Annotated in this window: 16 protein-coding genes; 3 read left to right on the top strand and 13 right to left on the bottom strand. The window is 65.3% G+C overall.

Going from position 1 to position 15586, the window contains the following annotated elements; all coding sequences use genetic code 11:
* Nucleotides 1-4: 4 nt before the first annotated feature.
* Nucleotides 5-664: a hypothetical protein gene (locus tag AB4Z47_RS16670; RefSeq protein ID WP_441951755.1), complete on the top strand. Its 660-nt coding sequence runs from the start codon at nt 5-7 to the stop codon at nt 662-664.
* A gap of 64 nt (nt 665-728) precedes the next feature.
* On the opposite strand, the gene AB4Z47_RS16665 is transcribed toward AB4Z47_RS16670, so the two are convergent.
* From AB4Z47_RS16665 to hppD, 9 genes are all read right to left on the bottom strand, one after another.
* Entirely contained in the window at nt 729-1094 is a 366-nt protein-coding gene (locus AB4Z47_RS16665) for a Fic/DOC family protein (RefSeq protein ID WP_441951792.1), read from the bottom strand.
* A gap of 81 nt (nt 1095-1175) precedes the next feature.
* Nucleotides 1176-1382: a hypothetical protein gene (locus AB4Z47_RS16660; RefSeq protein ID WP_441951753.1), complete on the bottom strand. Its 207-nt coding sequence runs from the start codon at nt 1380-1382 to the stop codon at nt 1176-1178.
* A 455-nt stretch (nt 1383-1837) separates the two neighbouring features.
* Nucleotides 1838-3028, bottom strand: a complete 1191-nt coding sequence (gene tuf / locus AB4Z47_RS16655) for an elongation factor Tu (RefSeq protein ID WP_441951752.1) — start codon at nt 3026-3028, stop codon at nt 1838-1840.
* A gap of 113 nt (nt 3029-3141) precedes the next feature.
* Nucleotides 3142-5244 (bottom strand): elongation factor G, encoded by a 2103-nt coding sequence (fusA, locus tag AB4Z47_RS16650; RefSeq protein ID WP_441951750.1) that lies wholly within the window; start codon nt 5242-5244, stop codon nt 3142-3144.
* A gap of 137 nt (nt 5245-5381) precedes the next feature.
* On the bottom strand, nt 5382-5852 hold the full coding sequence (gene rpsG, locus AB4Z47_RS16645) for a 30S ribosomal protein S7 (RefSeq protein ID WP_014353063.1): 471 nt from the start codon (nt 5850-5852) through the stop codon (nt 5382-5384).
* A 1-nt stretch (nt 5853) separates the two neighbouring features.
* On the bottom strand, nt 5854-6228 hold the full coding sequence (rpsL, locus tag AB4Z47_RS16640; RefSeq protein ID WP_014353064.1) for a 30S ribosomal protein S12: 375 nt from the start codon (nt 6226-6228) through the stop codon (nt 5854-5856).
* Nucleotides 6229-6570: 342 nt separating this feature from the next.
* Nucleotides 6571-7134, bottom strand: coding sequence for a DUF3558 domain-containing protein (locus AB4Z47_RS16635; protein WP_441951748.1), 564 nt, complete (start codon nt 7132-7134; stop codon nt 6571-6573).
* A 10-nt stretch (nt 7135-7144) separates the two neighbouring features.
* Nucleotides 7145-7672, bottom strand: coding sequence for a DUF3558 domain-containing protein (locus AB4Z47_RS16630; RefSeq protein WP_441951746.1), 528 nt, complete (start codon nt 7670-7672; stop codon nt 7145-7147).
* 225 nt (nt 7673-7897) lie between these two features.
* Nucleotides 7898-9100: a 4-hydroxyphenylpyruvate dioxygenase gene (gene hppD / locus AB4Z47_RS16625; RefSeq protein WP_441951745.1), complete on the bottom strand. Its 1203-nt coding sequence runs from the start codon at nt 9098-9100 to the stop codon at nt 7898-7900.
* A gap of 161 nt (nt 9101-9261) precedes the next feature.
* Here hppD and AB4Z47_RS16620 point away from each other — a divergent pair, with 161 nt between their 5' ends.
* Entirely contained in the window at nt 9262-9786 is a 525-nt protein-coding gene (locus AB4Z47_RS16620) for an Lrp/AsnC family transcriptional regulator (RefSeq protein WP_441951743.1), read from the top strand.
* Between the two features lie 35 nt (nt 9787-9821).
* On the opposite strand, the gene AB4Z47_RS16615 is transcribed toward AB4Z47_RS16620, so the two are convergent.
* Nucleotides 9822-10934 carry a winged helix DNA-binding domain-containing protein gene (locus AB4Z47_RS16615; RefSeq protein WP_441951741.1) on the bottom strand — a complete coding sequence of 371 codons (1113 nt, stop codon included), beginning with the start codon at nt 10932-10934 and terminating at the stop codon, nt 9822-9824.
* Between the two features lie 32 nt (nt 10935-10966).
* Entirely contained in the window at nt 10967-11941 is a 975-nt protein-coding gene (locus tag AB4Z47_RS16610; RefSeq protein WP_441951739.1) for an NADPH:quinone oxidoreductase family protein, read from the bottom strand.
* 344 nt (nt 11942-12285) lie between these two features.
* On the opposite strand from AB4Z47_RS16610, the gene AB4Z47_RS16605 reads away from it, so the two are divergent.
* Nucleotides 12286-13077, top strand: a complete 792-nt coding sequence (locus AB4Z47_RS16605; protein ID WP_441951738.1) for an acyl-[acyl-carrier-protein] thioesterase — start codon at nt 12286-12288, stop codon at nt 13075-13077.
* Nucleotides 13078-13510: 433 nt separating this feature from the next.
* Here AB4Z47_RS16605 and AB4Z47_RS16600 read toward each other — a convergent pair whose 3' ends face one another.
* Complete coding sequence (locus tag AB4Z47_RS16600; RefSeq protein WP_441951736.1) at nt 13511-14947, bottom strand: hypothetical protein; 1437 nt, start codon at nt 14945-14947, stop codon at nt 13511-13513.
* Between the two features lie 106 nt (nt 14948-15053).
* Entirely contained in the window at nt 15054-15308 is a 255-nt protein-coding gene (locus tag AB4Z47_RS16595; RefSeq protein WP_441951735.1) for a helix-turn-helix transcriptional regulator, read from the bottom strand.
* Between the last annotated feature and the right edge of the window lie 278 nt (nt 15309-15586).

Here is a 15586-nt window from a genome sequence, read left to right as displayed (position 1 = left end):
CCCTATGCGGATTGCGGCACTTGTAGCGATTGTCCTGGTGCTGAGCGGCTGCTCCCAGACCACGGCAGGGAAACCACAGGGGGTGGCGGGCAGTTCGTCACAGACAAACACTTCGTCGGCGGCGAAGCCCAGCCGGGACAGCGGCTTGCAGGATCGGATCTCATGGGTTCAGCAGGGGACACCGATCGATCTCGGAGGCTTTCATTCGGCGAGGATCGGCAACGGACCGGCCACCGATCTGAAGACCGACATCGCGTTCGTCAGCCCGACCGGCAAGATCAGCTGTATCACCGGTGTCGCCTACAGCCTCGAGGGATTCGACTGCGAAGTCGAGCTGAAGGCGCCGATGCCCCAGCCCCGGGAAGGCTATGGGAACTGGTTCGGCGGCTTTGTCTCCTACTCCGGGCAGCGGTTGACAGTCGGCCAATTCCGCGGCGACCCAGGGCTTTTCATCAATGGCAAAGGGCAGACGCTTCCGTACGACGGCACCTTGACCTTCGGGAACTACACCTGCCGCCTCGCGACTACCGGCCTCACCTGCGTGAACCCCACCGAGCGCACCGGTGTGCAGATCAGCGACGAAGGCATCGTCCCGTTCGGCTGCCTACAAGAAGTTCCCGAATCGCAACGCGAACCCTCCGTCGGCCGCGCCTACACCTGCTGAGCCGATCACACCAGGGACAAGGAGTGAAATTCGCGACGTCGAAGCCGCTCTCGAAACGCCGAACTCAGTGACGCGACCGGCGCCTCTCCTGGATCGCGCAGCACAGACCCTCATCTACGACGCCAACTCCGCCGATCTCACGCAGAGCGGCCTTATCAACGAGTCCAGAAGGTCGCGGAGCGCGATTATTGTCGCCGCGTAACGATGCGATCGAGGCCCGCACGTTGTCGTCGCGATCGAGTGAAGACCAGTCGATGCCCCATCCTGCCTCATGGCAGAGCTGCCGGAAGAAAGCTCGTTGTGTGCGCCCGTTGCCGTCGCGAAACGGATGGATTGCATTTACTTCAGCGAAGTAGTGCGTCAGCCGTTCGACGAACTCATCACGCGAACATCCCCGCAGATACCGCTCTTTTGCAAGCCCGCTGAACACATCCGCCGAATAAGGCTCGATATGCTGCGGCAGGCAAAACGGATCCAACTTCGCGATTCCCACCACCCGGATCTCGCCTGCTCAGGAGAACAGGTCACCGAAAATCTCCCGATGGAACGCCCGAAGATGATCGAGATCGTAACTTCCCGGCAGAATCCGAGTTCCCAAGTCCGCCAGCGCAGCAAGACTCAGATCCGATTCGACCCGGCGCAGCAGATCAGCATCGAGAATCTCAAGACGGTTGCACAGCACACCCGACTCGGGATCTACGTATGGATCTACCGTCACCGCAGGCCGTGCAAGCGCCGCACGCGCTCGCGCATCTGGATTGTGCTGATCTCGTCCTGGGCCCACTGTTAGAGGATCGCATCGGCATCCGAACTGGACGAAAGCCCTTCGGCCCGAATCGAAGCCGACGCTTGCCGTACCGATTGGGCACGTTCCGCAGTTAATTCTTCGAATACTTCGACCGGCACCACCACCGCCTCGGTTCTGCGGTGGGACCCGACGCCGACTGGAGTGCGATCACCGCGGCGAAACCGCGCCAGTACTCCAGAGAGCTGCTCGCGTGCCTCACGTACCGACAGGGTCTCGATCAACATCCCAATTGTGTACCCGAGTGTGTACACAATTACCCGTGGAGTGCGAATCTGAGATGTCTGCCAAGATGGCTGGAGGTCGTCTAGAAAACGCGAACGGCGCCGCTCCCGAAGGAGCGGCGCCGTTCTCAGCGATTCAGCGAATCACTTGATGATCTTCGTGACGCGACCGGCGCCGACGGTGCGGCCACCCTCGCGGATCGCGAAGCGCAGACCCTCGTCCATGGCGACCGGCTGGATCAGCTTGACGGCCATCTCGGTGTTGTCACCGGGCATAACCATCTCGGTGCCCTCGGGCAGGGTCACAACGCCAGTCACGTCAGTCGTACGGAAGTAGAACTGCGGACGGTAGTTGTTGAAGAACGGGGTGTGGCGGCCGCCCTCGTCCTTCGACAGGATGTACGCCTGGCCCTCGAACTCGGTGTGCGGGGTGGTGGTGCCCGGCTTCACGACGACCTGGCCGCGCTCCACGTCCTCACGCTTGATACCACGAACCAGCAGACCGACGTTGTCGCCGGCCTGGCCCTGGTCGAGCAGCTTGCGGAACATCTCGATGCCGGTGACCGTGGTCTTGGTCTTCTCCGGACGGATGCCGACGATCTCGACTTCCTCGTTCACGTTGATCACGCCACGCTCGACGCGACCGGTGACGACGGTGCCACGACCGGTGATGGTGAACACGTCCTCGACCGGCATCAGGAACGGCTTGTCGGTCTCGCGCACCGGGTCCGGGATGGACTCGTCGACCGCGGCCATCAGCTCGAGAACCGACTCGGTCCACTTCGGGTCGCCCTCGAGCGCCTTCAGACCGGAGACCCGCACGACCGGCGCGTCCTCGTCGAACTCCTGCGAACCCAGCAGCTCGCGGACCTCCATCTCGACGAGCTCGAGGATCTCCTCGTCGTCGACCATGTCAGCCTTGTTCAGCGCGACCAGGATGTAGGGCACGCCGACCTGACGGGCGAGCAGCACGTGCTCACGGGTCTGCGGCATCGGGCCGTCGGTCGCGGCGACCACGAGGATGGCGCCGTCCATCTGCGCCGCACCGGTGATCATGTTCTTGATGTAGTCGGCGTGACCCGGCGCGTCGACGTGCGCGTAGTGGCGCTTCTCCGTCTGGTATTCGACGTGGGAGATGTTGATCGTGATACCACGAGCCTTCTCCTCYGGCGCCTTGTCGATCTGATCGAATGCGAAGCTCTCGTTCAGATCCGGGTACTTGTCAGACAGCACCTTGGTGATCGCTGCGGTCAGCGTGGTCTTGCCGTGGTCGACGTGACCGATGGTGCCGATGTTGACGTGCGGCTTCGTCCGCTCGAACTTCGCCTTCGCCACTTCTTTGTCCTCCTGGACTTGTTGGTGCGTGCAGTTGCAGCAGTGCGGTTATTGAATGGGGTCGTGCTGACGCCCGGCTGTCGGGGCAAGTGTCCCACTTGCCCCGAACGGTGTTACTCGCCGGTCGCCTTGGCGATGATCTCCTTCGACACGTTGGCCGGAACCTCCGCGTACGAGTCGAACACCATGGAGTAGTTCGCCCGGCCCTGGGTCTTCGACCGCAGGTCACCGATGTAACCGAACATCTCCGAGAGCGGAACCAGCGCCTTGACGACACGGGCACCACTGCGTTCCTCCATGGCCTGGATCTGGCCACGGCGGGAGTTCAGGTCGCCGATCACATCGCCCATGTAGTCCTCGGGCGTGGTGACCTCGACCGCCATCAGCGGCTCGAGGATCACCGGACCGGCCTTGCGAGCCGCTTCCTTGAGCGCCTGCGCGCCGGCGATCTTGAACGCCATTTCCGACGAGTCCACATCGTGGTACGCGCCGTCGAGCAGCTTGACCTTCAGGTTCACCAGGGGGTAACCAGCGAGCACACCGTACTGCATGGCGTCCTGCGCACCGGCGTCCACCGAAGGGATGTATTCCTTCGGCACGCGGCCACCGGTGACCTTGTTCTCGAACTCGTAGTGCGCGCCGTCTTCGCCGACGAACGGCTCGACAGCGATGATGACCTTCGCGAACTGGCCGGAGCCACCCGTCTGCTTCTTGTGGGTGTACTCCAGCTTCTCGACCGGCTTGGTGATCGTCTCGCGGTAGGCCACCTGCGGCTTGCCGACGTTCGCCTCGACCTTGAACTCGCGCTTCATGCGGTCGACCAAGATGTCGAGGTGGAGCTCGCCCATACCGCCGATGACGGTCTGACCGGTCTCCTGGTCCAGCTTGACCGAGAAGGTCGGGTCCTCTTCCGAGAGACGCTGGATCGCGGTGCCCAGCTTCTCCTGGTCGGACTTGGTCTTCGGCTCGATGGAGACCTCGATGACCGGGTCCGGGAAGGTCATGGATTCGAGCACGATCTGGTTCTGCGGATCGCACAGGGTGTCACCGGTGGTGGTGTCCTTGAGGCCGATGACCGCGTAGATGTGCCCCGCCGAGGCGGCGCCGACCGGGTTCTCCTTGTTGGAGTGCATCTGGAACAGCTTGCCCAGACGCTCCTTCTTGCCCTTGGTCGAGTTGATGACCTGTGCGCCGGAGTCGACCTTGCCGGAGTACACGCGGACGTAGGTCAGCTTGCCGAAGAACGGGTGCACCGCGATCTTGAACGCCAGCGCCGCGAACGGCTCGTCGGCGCTCGGCTTGCGGGTCAGCAGCTCCTCTTCCTTGCCGGGCACGTGGCCGGTCGTGGCCTCCACGTCCAGCGGCGAGGGCAAGTAGTCGATGACCGCGTCGAGCATGGGCTGCACACCCTTGTTCTTGAACGCGGAGCCGCACAGTACGGGGTACAACTCGGAGTTGACCGTCATCTTGCGGATGGCGCCCTTGATCTCCTCGACCGTGAGCTCCTCGCCGCCGAAGAACTTCTCCAGCAGCGCCTCGTCGGATTCGGCGACGGTCTCCAGCAGTTCCTGGCGGTACTGCTCGGCCCTCTCCTTCAGGTCCTCGGGGATCTCGACGACCTCGTACTGCTCACCGAGCTTGGTCTCGCCCCGCCAGACCTTGGCGTTGTTCTCGACCAGGTCGATGATGCCCTCGAAGGTGTCCTCCGCCCCGATCGGCAGCTGGAGGACCAGCGGCTTCGCGCCGAGGCGGTCTTTGATGGTCTGCACGGTGAAGTAGAAATCCGCACCGAGCTTGTCCATCTTGTTGACGAAGCAGATCCGCGGCACGTCGTACTTATCGGCCTGACGCCACACCTGCTCGGACTGCGGCTCGACACCCTCTTTGCCGTCGAACACCGCGACGGCGCCGTCGAGCACGCGCAGCGACCGCTCCACCTCGACGGTGAAGTCGACGTGCCCGGGGGTGTCGATGATGTTGATCTGGTTGTCGTTCCAGAAGCACGTGGTAGCCGCGGAGGTGATGGTGATACCACGCTCCTGCTCCTGCTCCATCCAGTCCATCGTGGCGGCGCCGTCGTGGACCTCACCGATCTTGTAGGTGATACCGGTGTAGAAGAGGATGCGTTCAGTTGTGGTCGTCTTGCCCGCGTCGATGTGGGCCATGATGCCGATATTGCGGACCTTGTTCAGGTCGGTGAGCACGTCCTGTGCCACGGAAATCTTCCCCGCTCGTAGCTAGTTGGGATTATCGGGGACGACCCTGTGGTCGTCTCTATGTCAACGCCGGACGCGGCAGGTAAGTGCCGCGTCCCGGCTGTGCCTCCCGACCCAGACGACGGGCCGGGCAGACGTCACCAGCGGTAGTGCGCGAAGGCGCGGTTGGACTCTGCCATCTTGTGGGTGTCCTCACGACGCTTGACGGAGGCACCGAGGCCGTTGCTGGCGTCGAGCAGCTCGTTGGCCAGACGCTCGACCATCGTCTTCTCTCGGCGCGCACGCGAGAAGTTGACCAGCCAGCGCAGGGCCAGGGTGTTGGCGCGGCCCGGACGGACCTCGACCGGAACCTGGTAGGTGGCGCCACCGACGCGGCGGGGCTTCACCTCCAGCGACGGCTTCACATTGTCCAGCGCGCGCTTCAGGGTGACAACCGGGTCGGTGCCGGTCTTCTCGCGCGCCTGCTCCAGCGCGCCGTAGACGATGCGCTCGGCGGTGGACTTCTTGCCATCCAGCAGGATCTTGTTGACCAGCTGAGTAACCAGCGGCGAACCGTAGACCGGGTCGTTGATCAGCGGACGCTTGGGTGCGGGGCCCTTGCGTGGCATATCAGCTCTTCTCCTTCTTGGCGCCGTAACGGCTGCGGGCCTGCTTGCGGTTCTTCACACCCTGCGTGTCGAGCGAGCCGCGGATGATCTTGTAGCGGACACCGGGAAGGTCCTTCACACGACCGCCGCGCACGAGCACCATCGAGTGCTCCTGCAGGTTGTGACCCTCGCCCGGGATGTAGGCCGTGACCTCGACCGCGCTGGTCAGGCGAACACGCGCGACCTTGCGCAGCGCGGAGTTCGGCTTCTTCGGGGTCGTGGTGTACACACGGGTGCACACGCCACGACGCTGCGGGCTCCCCTTGAGGGCCGCGGTCTTCGTCTTGGCGACCTTGTCGCGGCGACCCTTGCGGACCAGCTGGTTGATGGTTGGCATAGACCGGCTTTCCTTATTAGTTAACGCGGTGTCTGGAACTTCATGTCTGTTTAGTTGGCGACGCTCCCGGGGCCCTTCGTGGTCACGCAAGCTTCCGCCTCCGGGCCCGTCGTTCACGTCGCTGTCATCGAGCTTTCACTCGCACGTCCGGCCACGTTTCTCGCGTCCCGAGGTCGGGCGTGTCGCACGCGGCGCGAAGCCCGAAATCTGGGCACGCTGGAGTGGTCAGCCGCTTTCGCTGGCCTACGATCACGTACGAACTTGCCCGCATGCTTCCGGGCACAGCGATCCACGATACCCGCGGCCGGGACACAGGGTCAAAGCGGGTGGTATGGCCCCCCGCTACCGCGCCAAATTCAAGGTCAACTCGACCAGCTTTTTCGCCGCCCCGCACGGGTCGGGGTGGCTCGAGCCCGGATGGTAGTTGACCCAGAAGCCGATGACGCCCTGATCTGCCGCGCCCGCGCTCACGCCGCAGGAGTCCGGATCGTTGGGACGGCGCGTCTCCAACGCGCGCCTGCCCTCCACGGTGATGTTGTTGGTGCTGTAGCCGAGCCTGTCGTTGTTGGCCTTCTCGTTGTTCAGCGCACCGACCTCGTACCAATTGAGCGTCACCATGGCGTCGCCGCCGGGCGCGCCCAGCAGATCCCACATGCAGACCGCACCGTAGAAGGACGGCTGGACGAAGGAGTCCGCACCCACCGCCTTGGCGATGTCCTCGCTGGTGACGACCTCGCATTCACGCAGCAGCTTGTCGAAATTGGTGTTGACGGTGTCCCCGGTACCGGATCCGGCCGGATAGGCGGACCCACTGATCGTTCGGCCGCAACCAGAAGTGCCGAACGCAAGGGCCAACAGGGCTACCGCGGTGAATATTCCGCGGGTGTAGCCGCGCCGAAATGTCATCGGTCCTTCCCTACCCCAGCCGTTGCACGGTCAGTTCCGCCAGCTTGTGCATGCGGTCGCACGGATTACCGTTGGCGCCGAACAGGCCGAAGGACATCGACCACTCGAAGAAGTCGTCATCGAGCCGCACCGCGAGGTCACAGACCTGCCCGCTCGGCTCGAGCGCCTGAAAACCGGTACGCCCTCCGACTTCGATCGTCTGCGGATTGCGGCCCTGAGTGGAGACCCATGCCTTCTCCCGCTCGATCGGGCTGCCCCGATACGAGGCGAAGGTGACGCTGGACGAACCGGTCCCCGCAGACTGCCAGTTGCAGCCCACCGAGTTCTTCAGCACCAGGGAGATCTGGCCGAGACCCGCGATATCGCGCACCTCGTCGTCGGTCGCGTGCCCGCATTCGCCGACGAACGGACCTAGTGTGGCCACCTTCGGCGGCGGGCGCAGCGAGGTCTGGGTGTCGTCGGTGTCGCCCCCCGAACCGCACGCCGTCAGCGTCAACGACAGCACCGCCGCACAGCCGACCAACGCCCCTATCCGCATAGCTGCACTCTACCCACGGCGTGGCCGTCGGGTCCGGATCGCGCGGGCGGCAACGGTTATCCAGCGTCGACGCACACCGCCCGCGCGACCGGATCCGCGCCCACCACAGAGCGCGATGACGATCGAAAGCCACCGCGGCGGTTTTCCCGGCCGCCGCGATCCTCCCCGTGTCCGGCGAATGATCCGACCAGGAGAGTGCTGCTGAATACACAGTGCGACAACCGATCACAAATTGCCGCGCGCCTCCTGTTCGCGTTCGATCGCCTGGAACAGGGCCTTGAAATTGCCCTTGCCGAAACCGAGGGAGCCGTGCCGCTCGATGAGCTCGAAGAAAACGGTGGGACGGTCGGTGAGCGGTCTGGTGAAGATCTGCAGGAGATAGCCGTCCTCGTCGCGATCTACCAGGATGCCACGGCGCTGTAATTCCTCGACCGGCACGCGGACCCGGCCGATGCGGGCGCTCAGTTCGGGGTCCTCGTAGTAGGCGGCGGGTGTGTCGAGGAATTCGACACCCTCGCGGCGCAGCGCGTCGACACAGGAAAGGATGTCGCCGGTGGCGAGCGCGATGTGCTGCACGCCGGGACCACGGTAGAACTCGAGGTATTCATCGATCTGCGAGCGCTTCTTGCCGACGGCGGGTTCGTTGAGCGGGAACTTCACCCGGTGGTTTCCATTGGCGACCACCTTGCTCATCAGCGCCGAATACTCGGTGGCGATGTCGTCGCCGACGAACTCTGCCATGTTGGTGAAACCCATGACGCGTCGATAGAACTCGACCCACTGGTCCATCTGCCCGAGTTCCACATTGCCCACTACGTGGTCGATCGCCTGAAACAGCCGAGGGGGCGAGCCCGCCCGTTGCTGATAGTTCGAGCGCCGGCCGACATAGCCGGGCAGGTAGGGACCGTGGTAACGGGAACGGTCGACCAGCGTGTGGCGGGTCTCGCCGTAAGTGGCCAGCGCGGCCGAGCGGACGGTGCCGAAGTCGTCGGTGTCGTCGTGCGGTTCGACCAGGATGGTGGCGCCGTGCGTCCGCGCCCATGCCACACAGCGATCCACGTCGGGCACCTCCAGCGCGATGTCGACAACGCCGTCGCCGTGCCGATCATGATGGGCGACCAGCGTACTGTTCGGGTCGACGGCCCCGGAAACCACGAAACGTGCTGCGCCACTGCGTAAGACGAACGCTTTGTGGTCACGGTTTCCGGTCTCGGGACCGGAGTATGCCTCCAGCCGCATCCCGAAAGCGGATTCCAGGAAGTGCGCGGTCTGCGTGGCGTTGCCGACCACCCAGACCAGTGCATCCCAGCCGATCACGGGGAAGGGATCGCCGCTGTCGTCGTGGTCGACCAGCCCGACGAGCGTGCGCAGCTCGCGGTTGCTGGGGGCGGTGCCGCGCCGGGCGTTGGGCAGGTGATCAATGGTCATGTTCCCAGGAAATCGCCGGGTCTGCACGGTAGGCAACAGCGCCGATTATCGATAGACAGTGTGGCGAATTCGGCTAGGAAGCGCCGTGTAATGCTGGACAATTTGAATAGCATTTGCCGGACAGGCAGCAAGCCTGGCCCATGCCCCGAACGGAGGCCGTCATGTCGCGCACGTCCGCGAAACTCGACGAACTCGATCTCGCCATCCTTACCGCGATGCACGAGTACCAGAAGGCGGGCATTCTCGAGCTGTCCCGCCGCACCCGGGTCGCCAGGGCCACGGTGCAATCCCGGATCGGACGCATGGAGGAGTCCGGCGTGATCGCCTCTTACGACCCGCAGATCGACGTCACCGCGGCCGGGTTCGACGTGCAGGCGTTCGTCACGCTGGAGATCGCACAGGGCGCGCTCGACACCGTCGCGGCCGAACTCGACGCCATCCCCGGTGTGCTGGAGGCCTACGCGACCACCGGCTCCGGCGACGTGCTCTGCCGGATCGGCGCCGACTCGCACGCTGGACTGCAGGCCGCCTTGCTGAGCATCGACCGGACCTCGTCGGTGGTGCGCTCGCACAGCGTCATCGTGCTGTCGACAGTGGTGGCGCGCCGGTCGCTGCCGCTGCTGCGCACGGTGAGTCCGGCCGGTACCACCAAGGCGCCCGCCTACCGTTCGACCCACGAACCGTAGCCGCGGCAACCGTTTCGAACGAAATGCGGTCCTCGCTAGGGACGCAGGTCGGCGTCCACGTCGAGGATTTCCACGCTTGCCCGCCTACCCGCCTCCAGGAAGCCGAGCAGGGCGTGCGCTTCGGCCGCCACGGCGGCGCTTTCCGTCTTGGTCCAGGTCCTGGTCGGGCTGATCCGGAGCCGAGCGGTCTCGGCGGTGACGAAGACCTTGTACAAACCCGCGAGGAACCCGTCGACGAGCACCGGAGACACCTGTGCCGCGAAGGCGCGCAACGGAGGGGCCGCACCGTCCGGCACGATCCTGGTCCGATCCTGGTGGGAGAGAAGGGCATTGTCGTACCAGCCGAGCAGGCGCACTGGAGCGGGCACGTCGGGGTCGGCGAGCTCGCCGTCGGCTACGTCGTAGAGGGTCCGTCCGCGCTCGTCGGTGTAGGTGCGCACGCGGTCGCCGAGTTCGTCCATCGCCTGCTTCATGCCGAGCAGCTTCGACCAGGTCTGCATGTCCATGGTGCCGGCCGGGCCGAAGGCGCGCAGATAGCGGACGAGCAACTCCGCCAGCGGGTAGCTCGGGTCGAGCGGAGCGTCGAGCCACGGCTCGACCCGGGACCAGATCGGCCTGCTGTTGTCTTTCCACTGGCCCCGCGGCGGGGTCTGCAACACCGGGAGCTGATAGAGCCAGGTCTGCACCACCGCGCCCGCGTTGCGATCCGGATAGAGCTCGGCAGCGCGGGCGCGCAGCTCCGCAGCGGACATCGGCTCGTCGCCGAGTACCGCTTCGCCGTGCCTGCGCACCTCCTCCGGGTCGAGTCCGACCATCGCGCCATAGTTGAACCCCTTGCGGAACGGCACCTTCTCCAGCTCCGGTTGCACGTGCGGCGCGATGCGTAGCGCGTCGGGCGGGGTGACCAGGTGAATCGTGCCGCGCATCAGGGTGATTCGGACCAGCGAGCGGTCCGCCAGCGCGTCCGACACCGTCGTCGGATCGAAATCCGAGATGCGGCTCCACAATCCGACGAACGGCGGCGGCGAATCCTGCGCCTGCAGCCCGACGAGATGGTCGCACATCTCGTGCACGGTGCGCGGGGAGCGCTCCAGCAGGTGCTGGCGGGCGAGCAGGGTGCGATTCAGCACCCGGGTGGACAGCTTCACAGCGTGCTCCAGGGACGGCAGTTCTGTGCGCGTCAGCGCAGCGTGACCACGACCTTGCCGGTGGCGGTGCGGTTGTCCAGCGAGGCGACCGCCTCGGCGGCCCTGTCCAGTGGGTACAGCACCGGCTCCGGCGGCGCGATCTTGCCGGCGGCGAGCAGGGGCTCCACCTCGACCCACTGCTCGGAGAGATACCCCGGGTGCGACATCACCCATTCGCCCCACAGCGCGCCGAGCACTTCGACGTTCTTCAGCAGCAGCCGGTTCACCTTGACGGTGGGGATCTCGCCGGCGGTGAAGCCGACCACCAGCAACCGTCCCGCCGAGGCGAGCGAACGAATGCTGTCGGTGAAGCGGTCGCCGCCGACCGGGTCGAGCACGATGTCTACGCCACGCCCGCCGGTCAATTCCTGCACCGCCGCGAGCCAGCCGTCGGCGAGCACTACGTCGCTGGCGCCGTTGGCGCGGGCCACCTCGGCCTTCGCCTCCGTGCTCACCACGGCGATCACCCGGCCCGCGCCGAGCGCGGCCGCCATCCGCAGCGTCGAGGTGCCGATGCCGCCCGCGGCGCCGTGCACGAGCACAGTCTCGCCCTCGGCCAGCCTGCCGCGGTTGCGGAGGCAGAAGTGCACGGTCAGATCGTTGAACAGGATGCCGGCGCCCGCCTCCAGCGAGACGTTGTCCGGCAGCCGGAACACCATCTGCGCGGGTACGACGGCCACCTCGGCCATGGCGTTGCCGAGCAGGGTCAGTGCGACCACCCGGTCACCGGCCGCGACGTGTGCGTCTTCCGGCGCCTCGCGCACGATGCCCGCAACCTCGCCGCCGACGACGAACGGCAGCTCGGGCTTCATTTGGTACAGGCCGCGTGTCATCAGCACGTCCGGGAACGCGACACCTGCCGCGTGCACGTCGATCACGACACCACCCTGGTAGGACGCGGGCTCCGGGATGTCCACGACCTGGATCGCTTCCGGTCCTTCCAGCTTGCTGACCTGGGCTGCGCGCATGTGCTGACCTCTCTGTCCTCGCGACGGCGTGTGTACTCGCCGACGCCGCCGAGACCAACCTAACCGGCCGCCGCGGACCAGTATCCAGACGACCCGATTTCGAGCGGGCGATCGCGCTGATCATCCAGCACGAATCCGCGGGCAACCGCTCGCGGAGAATCGCTGGGACAGCAACCGGACCGAATCGGTCCGCCCCGCCATCCTGCCTGGTCCAAAGCTTTTTTGGTGGATTATGCGGGAGTACAGGCGGCTCGACGCCAGGGTGTGACGTGCGCCCCGTAAAGTCGTGTCACAACAGCACCGCATGAAGAAACGCAGCACACCGTGCAGCGCGAGGAGCACCAGTGTCACTCGATCAGCCACTCGCCCCGCTTTCCCAGGAGGGCATCGGCTTTGCTTCGGCGTGGCCCGTCCGGGCTGGCGATGTGGATCCTTACGACCGGTTGCGGTTCGATGCCGTCGCCCGCTACCTCCAGGACATTGCCTGGGAAAATCTGCAGACGACCTTCTTTCACCGGACCGACCCGAATTGGATCGTCCGACGGACAGTCATCGACGTCATCCGACCGATCCTCTGGCCGGACGAGGTGCGGCTGTTGCGCTGGTGCTCGGCCTTGTCCACCAGGTGGACCAATATGCGCGTGCGGATCACCAGCGGAAACGGTGGCTTGATCGAGACAGAGGGCTTCTGGATCAACATCAGCGAGTCGACCGGGATGCCCGCCCGGATCAGCGACGAGGGCCTCGCCTACCTGGCCCGCACGACCGACGAGCATCGGCTGCGCTGGCGGCCGTACCTGGCAGACGCCACGCCGCCGGAATCGGACACCGACATGCCGTTCCCGGTGCGCGCCACGGATATCGATCAGTACAACCACGTCAACAACGCCTGTTACTGGCAGGCAGTGGAACAGTTCCTGGTCGACTACCCCAAGCTGCTCGCAGGCCCGCACCGCGCGGTGATCGAATATGTGGCGCCGGTCCTCGCGCGCCAGCATGTGACCGTACGGAGCCGATACGAGCCCAGCGACCGGTCAGGACAGCCGGTGCTGCGGCTGTGGTTCGTTGTCGGCAGTACGACCACCACGGTAGTCCGCATCATGCCGCTGCCCGGTGCCGCCTCTCCGGGTCTTTAGGCTGCCCACCTCTCCGGATCTTCAGGCCGTACCAGTCGGGTGACGGGGGATTTGCGTTCAGGTCCTGCGGTGGGTGCCACTCGAGTTCTGGGCGTTCCCGATGAGTTACCAATGTGCCCTCTAAAAGCATATCCGCCGGTCATGGGGGCGACAGTACCGCGTGTTCTGTGGTCATTTGCCATCTACTTGTCAAGAATTCGGCCGACGTGTGTGTAGGGCGGTGCTGAGTGACGCGGTGTGTTTCGTTTCGCCTGGTCGGGCCGGGGCCAGCGAGGAGGGGCCGGGTGCAGGGGAAGACGGAGGATAGGTTCGGCGTGCGACGCGTTCTGTCGCGGTCGGTCGTCGGTGAGGTGTGCGGGGTTCTGTTCGTTGGCGGACATAGTTGAGGGGTGGCACCGCTTGTGCCACCCCTCAATTCGGTTCGGTACGCGATCTAGCTGGAGCGGCGGCGTGCGACCTCGTTGAGTGCGGGGCCGATCTTGTCGCCGATGAGTGCGGTCACGTCGGCGTGTGGCTGGTGGCGACGCACGTACGATTTGCGCAGTACCCGGGAGGTGTTGCCGAGTTGGTCGGCGACCTTGGTCACGTCGAGTCCGGCCGAGATGCCTTCGGTGCCAAGGTGTTTGCGCAAGCTGTGGGGCGTGACCCCGTCGGGCAGCCCGAGCGCTGCGGCGAGTCGCTGCCAGCGGCGGCCCATGCTTTTGAGGTTGCGGGGCCCGCCGTCGTCGAGATCGAAGAACAACAGGTCTTCGGGCCAGTCCGCCTTCGTCGGGCGCGGCGGCAACCCTGCCTTCAACCGGCGCTTGCGGATTTCCTTCCGAACAGCTTCTAACCGGTCTATCCGGGCGGTGAGCAGGTCCAGGACCACTTGCGGGAGCTGGACAGATTTGGTGATGAACTTGCCCTGACTCAGGTCTTCGGCGTCCGGCGTGGTGTAGTCGGTCCACACCTGCGCCGATCCGTCGCGGCTGCGGACCGCCCCGCGCGGGGTGAGGATCCCGGTCTCGAAATCGATATCGGACTCGCACACACCGAGCGTCTGGCCGAGCCGCCATCCGGTCGCAGCCACGAACACCACCCAATCGGCCAGATCATCGGTTTCGCAGAACTCCGCAACCGTGGGCACCCGCTGTTTCCACGCCCGCTTGCCCACTCGCTTGTCCAGTGTGGGGCACGGCGTATCGCAGGTGTAGACGTCGATCAGGATGCGCGCCACCGTCGCGGAGTCGACGAATGCGGCACCGCCACGGCGGCGGGAGAAGTTGCCCGGTTTGGGGAGTAACGCTTCGCGGACCGGGTTGCTCGGGTTGCCCGGTCCGAGTGCGCCGACACGGATGCAGAACCGGAACATCCCCGACAGAATGTTCTCCTTCAAGATGCGCGGCGCGCTGCCGCCACGCTCGCGGGCCACATGGCCGAGCATGTCTTCGATCACGGCGGTGTTGATCAGACCGATCTCGCGGCGTCCGTACTTCGGGATCACGGTGTCACGCATCATCGGTTCGTAGTTGTTGATCGTCTCGGGGAGCCGTCCGCGCGTGCGTAGATCGTCCTTGTACGCGGCCCACGCTTGCGCGAGGGTGGAGCGCTTGTTCAGTGCGCCCGCGAGGGTGACCGAGGAATCGATCCACTCCTGTGCGTCATCGATGAAGGCGCGGCGGGCACGTTCACCGGTCCGGTCCGGTTTGGTCCGGCCCCGGCTGTCGGTCTCCGGCGGTGATGAGCGGGTGATGCGCTGGTAGTTGCCGTTCCAATCGCGGGGTCTTCCCGATGCCGTCCACACACCCGGCAGGCTCGGGTGCGGTTTCACGTTGGGTTCGGGGACGGTGCCGGGGTCGAGTTCGGGGCGGCCACGTTTAGTCTGGACCATGCCTCTATTCCTTTGGAGGGGGTAGTGGTGTTGGCCTCCGTCGCCCGCTGCTGGTAACAGCGGGGTTGAACCGGCGGGGGCCAGCTGCGTTATCGGGGTTGCCCCGTTAGGCGGCGGTGGTGCCGCCGCGCCGGGTGCGTTGTTCCTGCTCATCAATCCATGCCTCGACGTCGCTGCGCCGGTAGACGATCTTGCGGCCGAGGGCGAAGGAGGCGGGGCCGTAGCCGATGTGGCGCCAGTAGCGCAGGGTGCCGATGGCGAACTTGTATTCGTGGGCCAGTTCAGCGGTGGTGAGCCAGTCCTCACGCTGGTTGCGGTGGGTGGTGGTGTCGGCGGGGGTGGCGGGTTCGTGGTCTGGCATCGGGTTCCTCTCAGGCGGCGGTGTGGCGGGCCGGTGGCCGGGTGCATACGGGTCCGGTGGGGGCGTGTTCGGTGATGTCGGGAAGTCGAGTTCTTCTGGTGTATCGGTCATTTCGTCTTCTTTGCGTGTCGATGTCGTTTCCGCCGTGCCCGAATGCGGGTCCATGAACGCTCCCTACACCGGCTGTCGTCAAGCGAACTGGTGCCTGCATCACCGTGCGGGGGTGACTGCTGGGTGTTCGACGTGACTCGTGTCGGGCCGTAGCGCCGCCGATTCCG

The sequence above is a fragment of the Nocardia sp. 2TAF39 genome, from assembly GCF_052114905.1.
Classification (GTDB): domain Bacteria; phylum Actinomycetota; class Actinomycetes; order Mycobacteriales; family Mycobacteriaceae; genus Nocardia.
The sequence above is the reverse complement of the archived record's forward strand: the minus strand, read 5'-3'. Positions and strand labels throughout refer to the sequence as shown.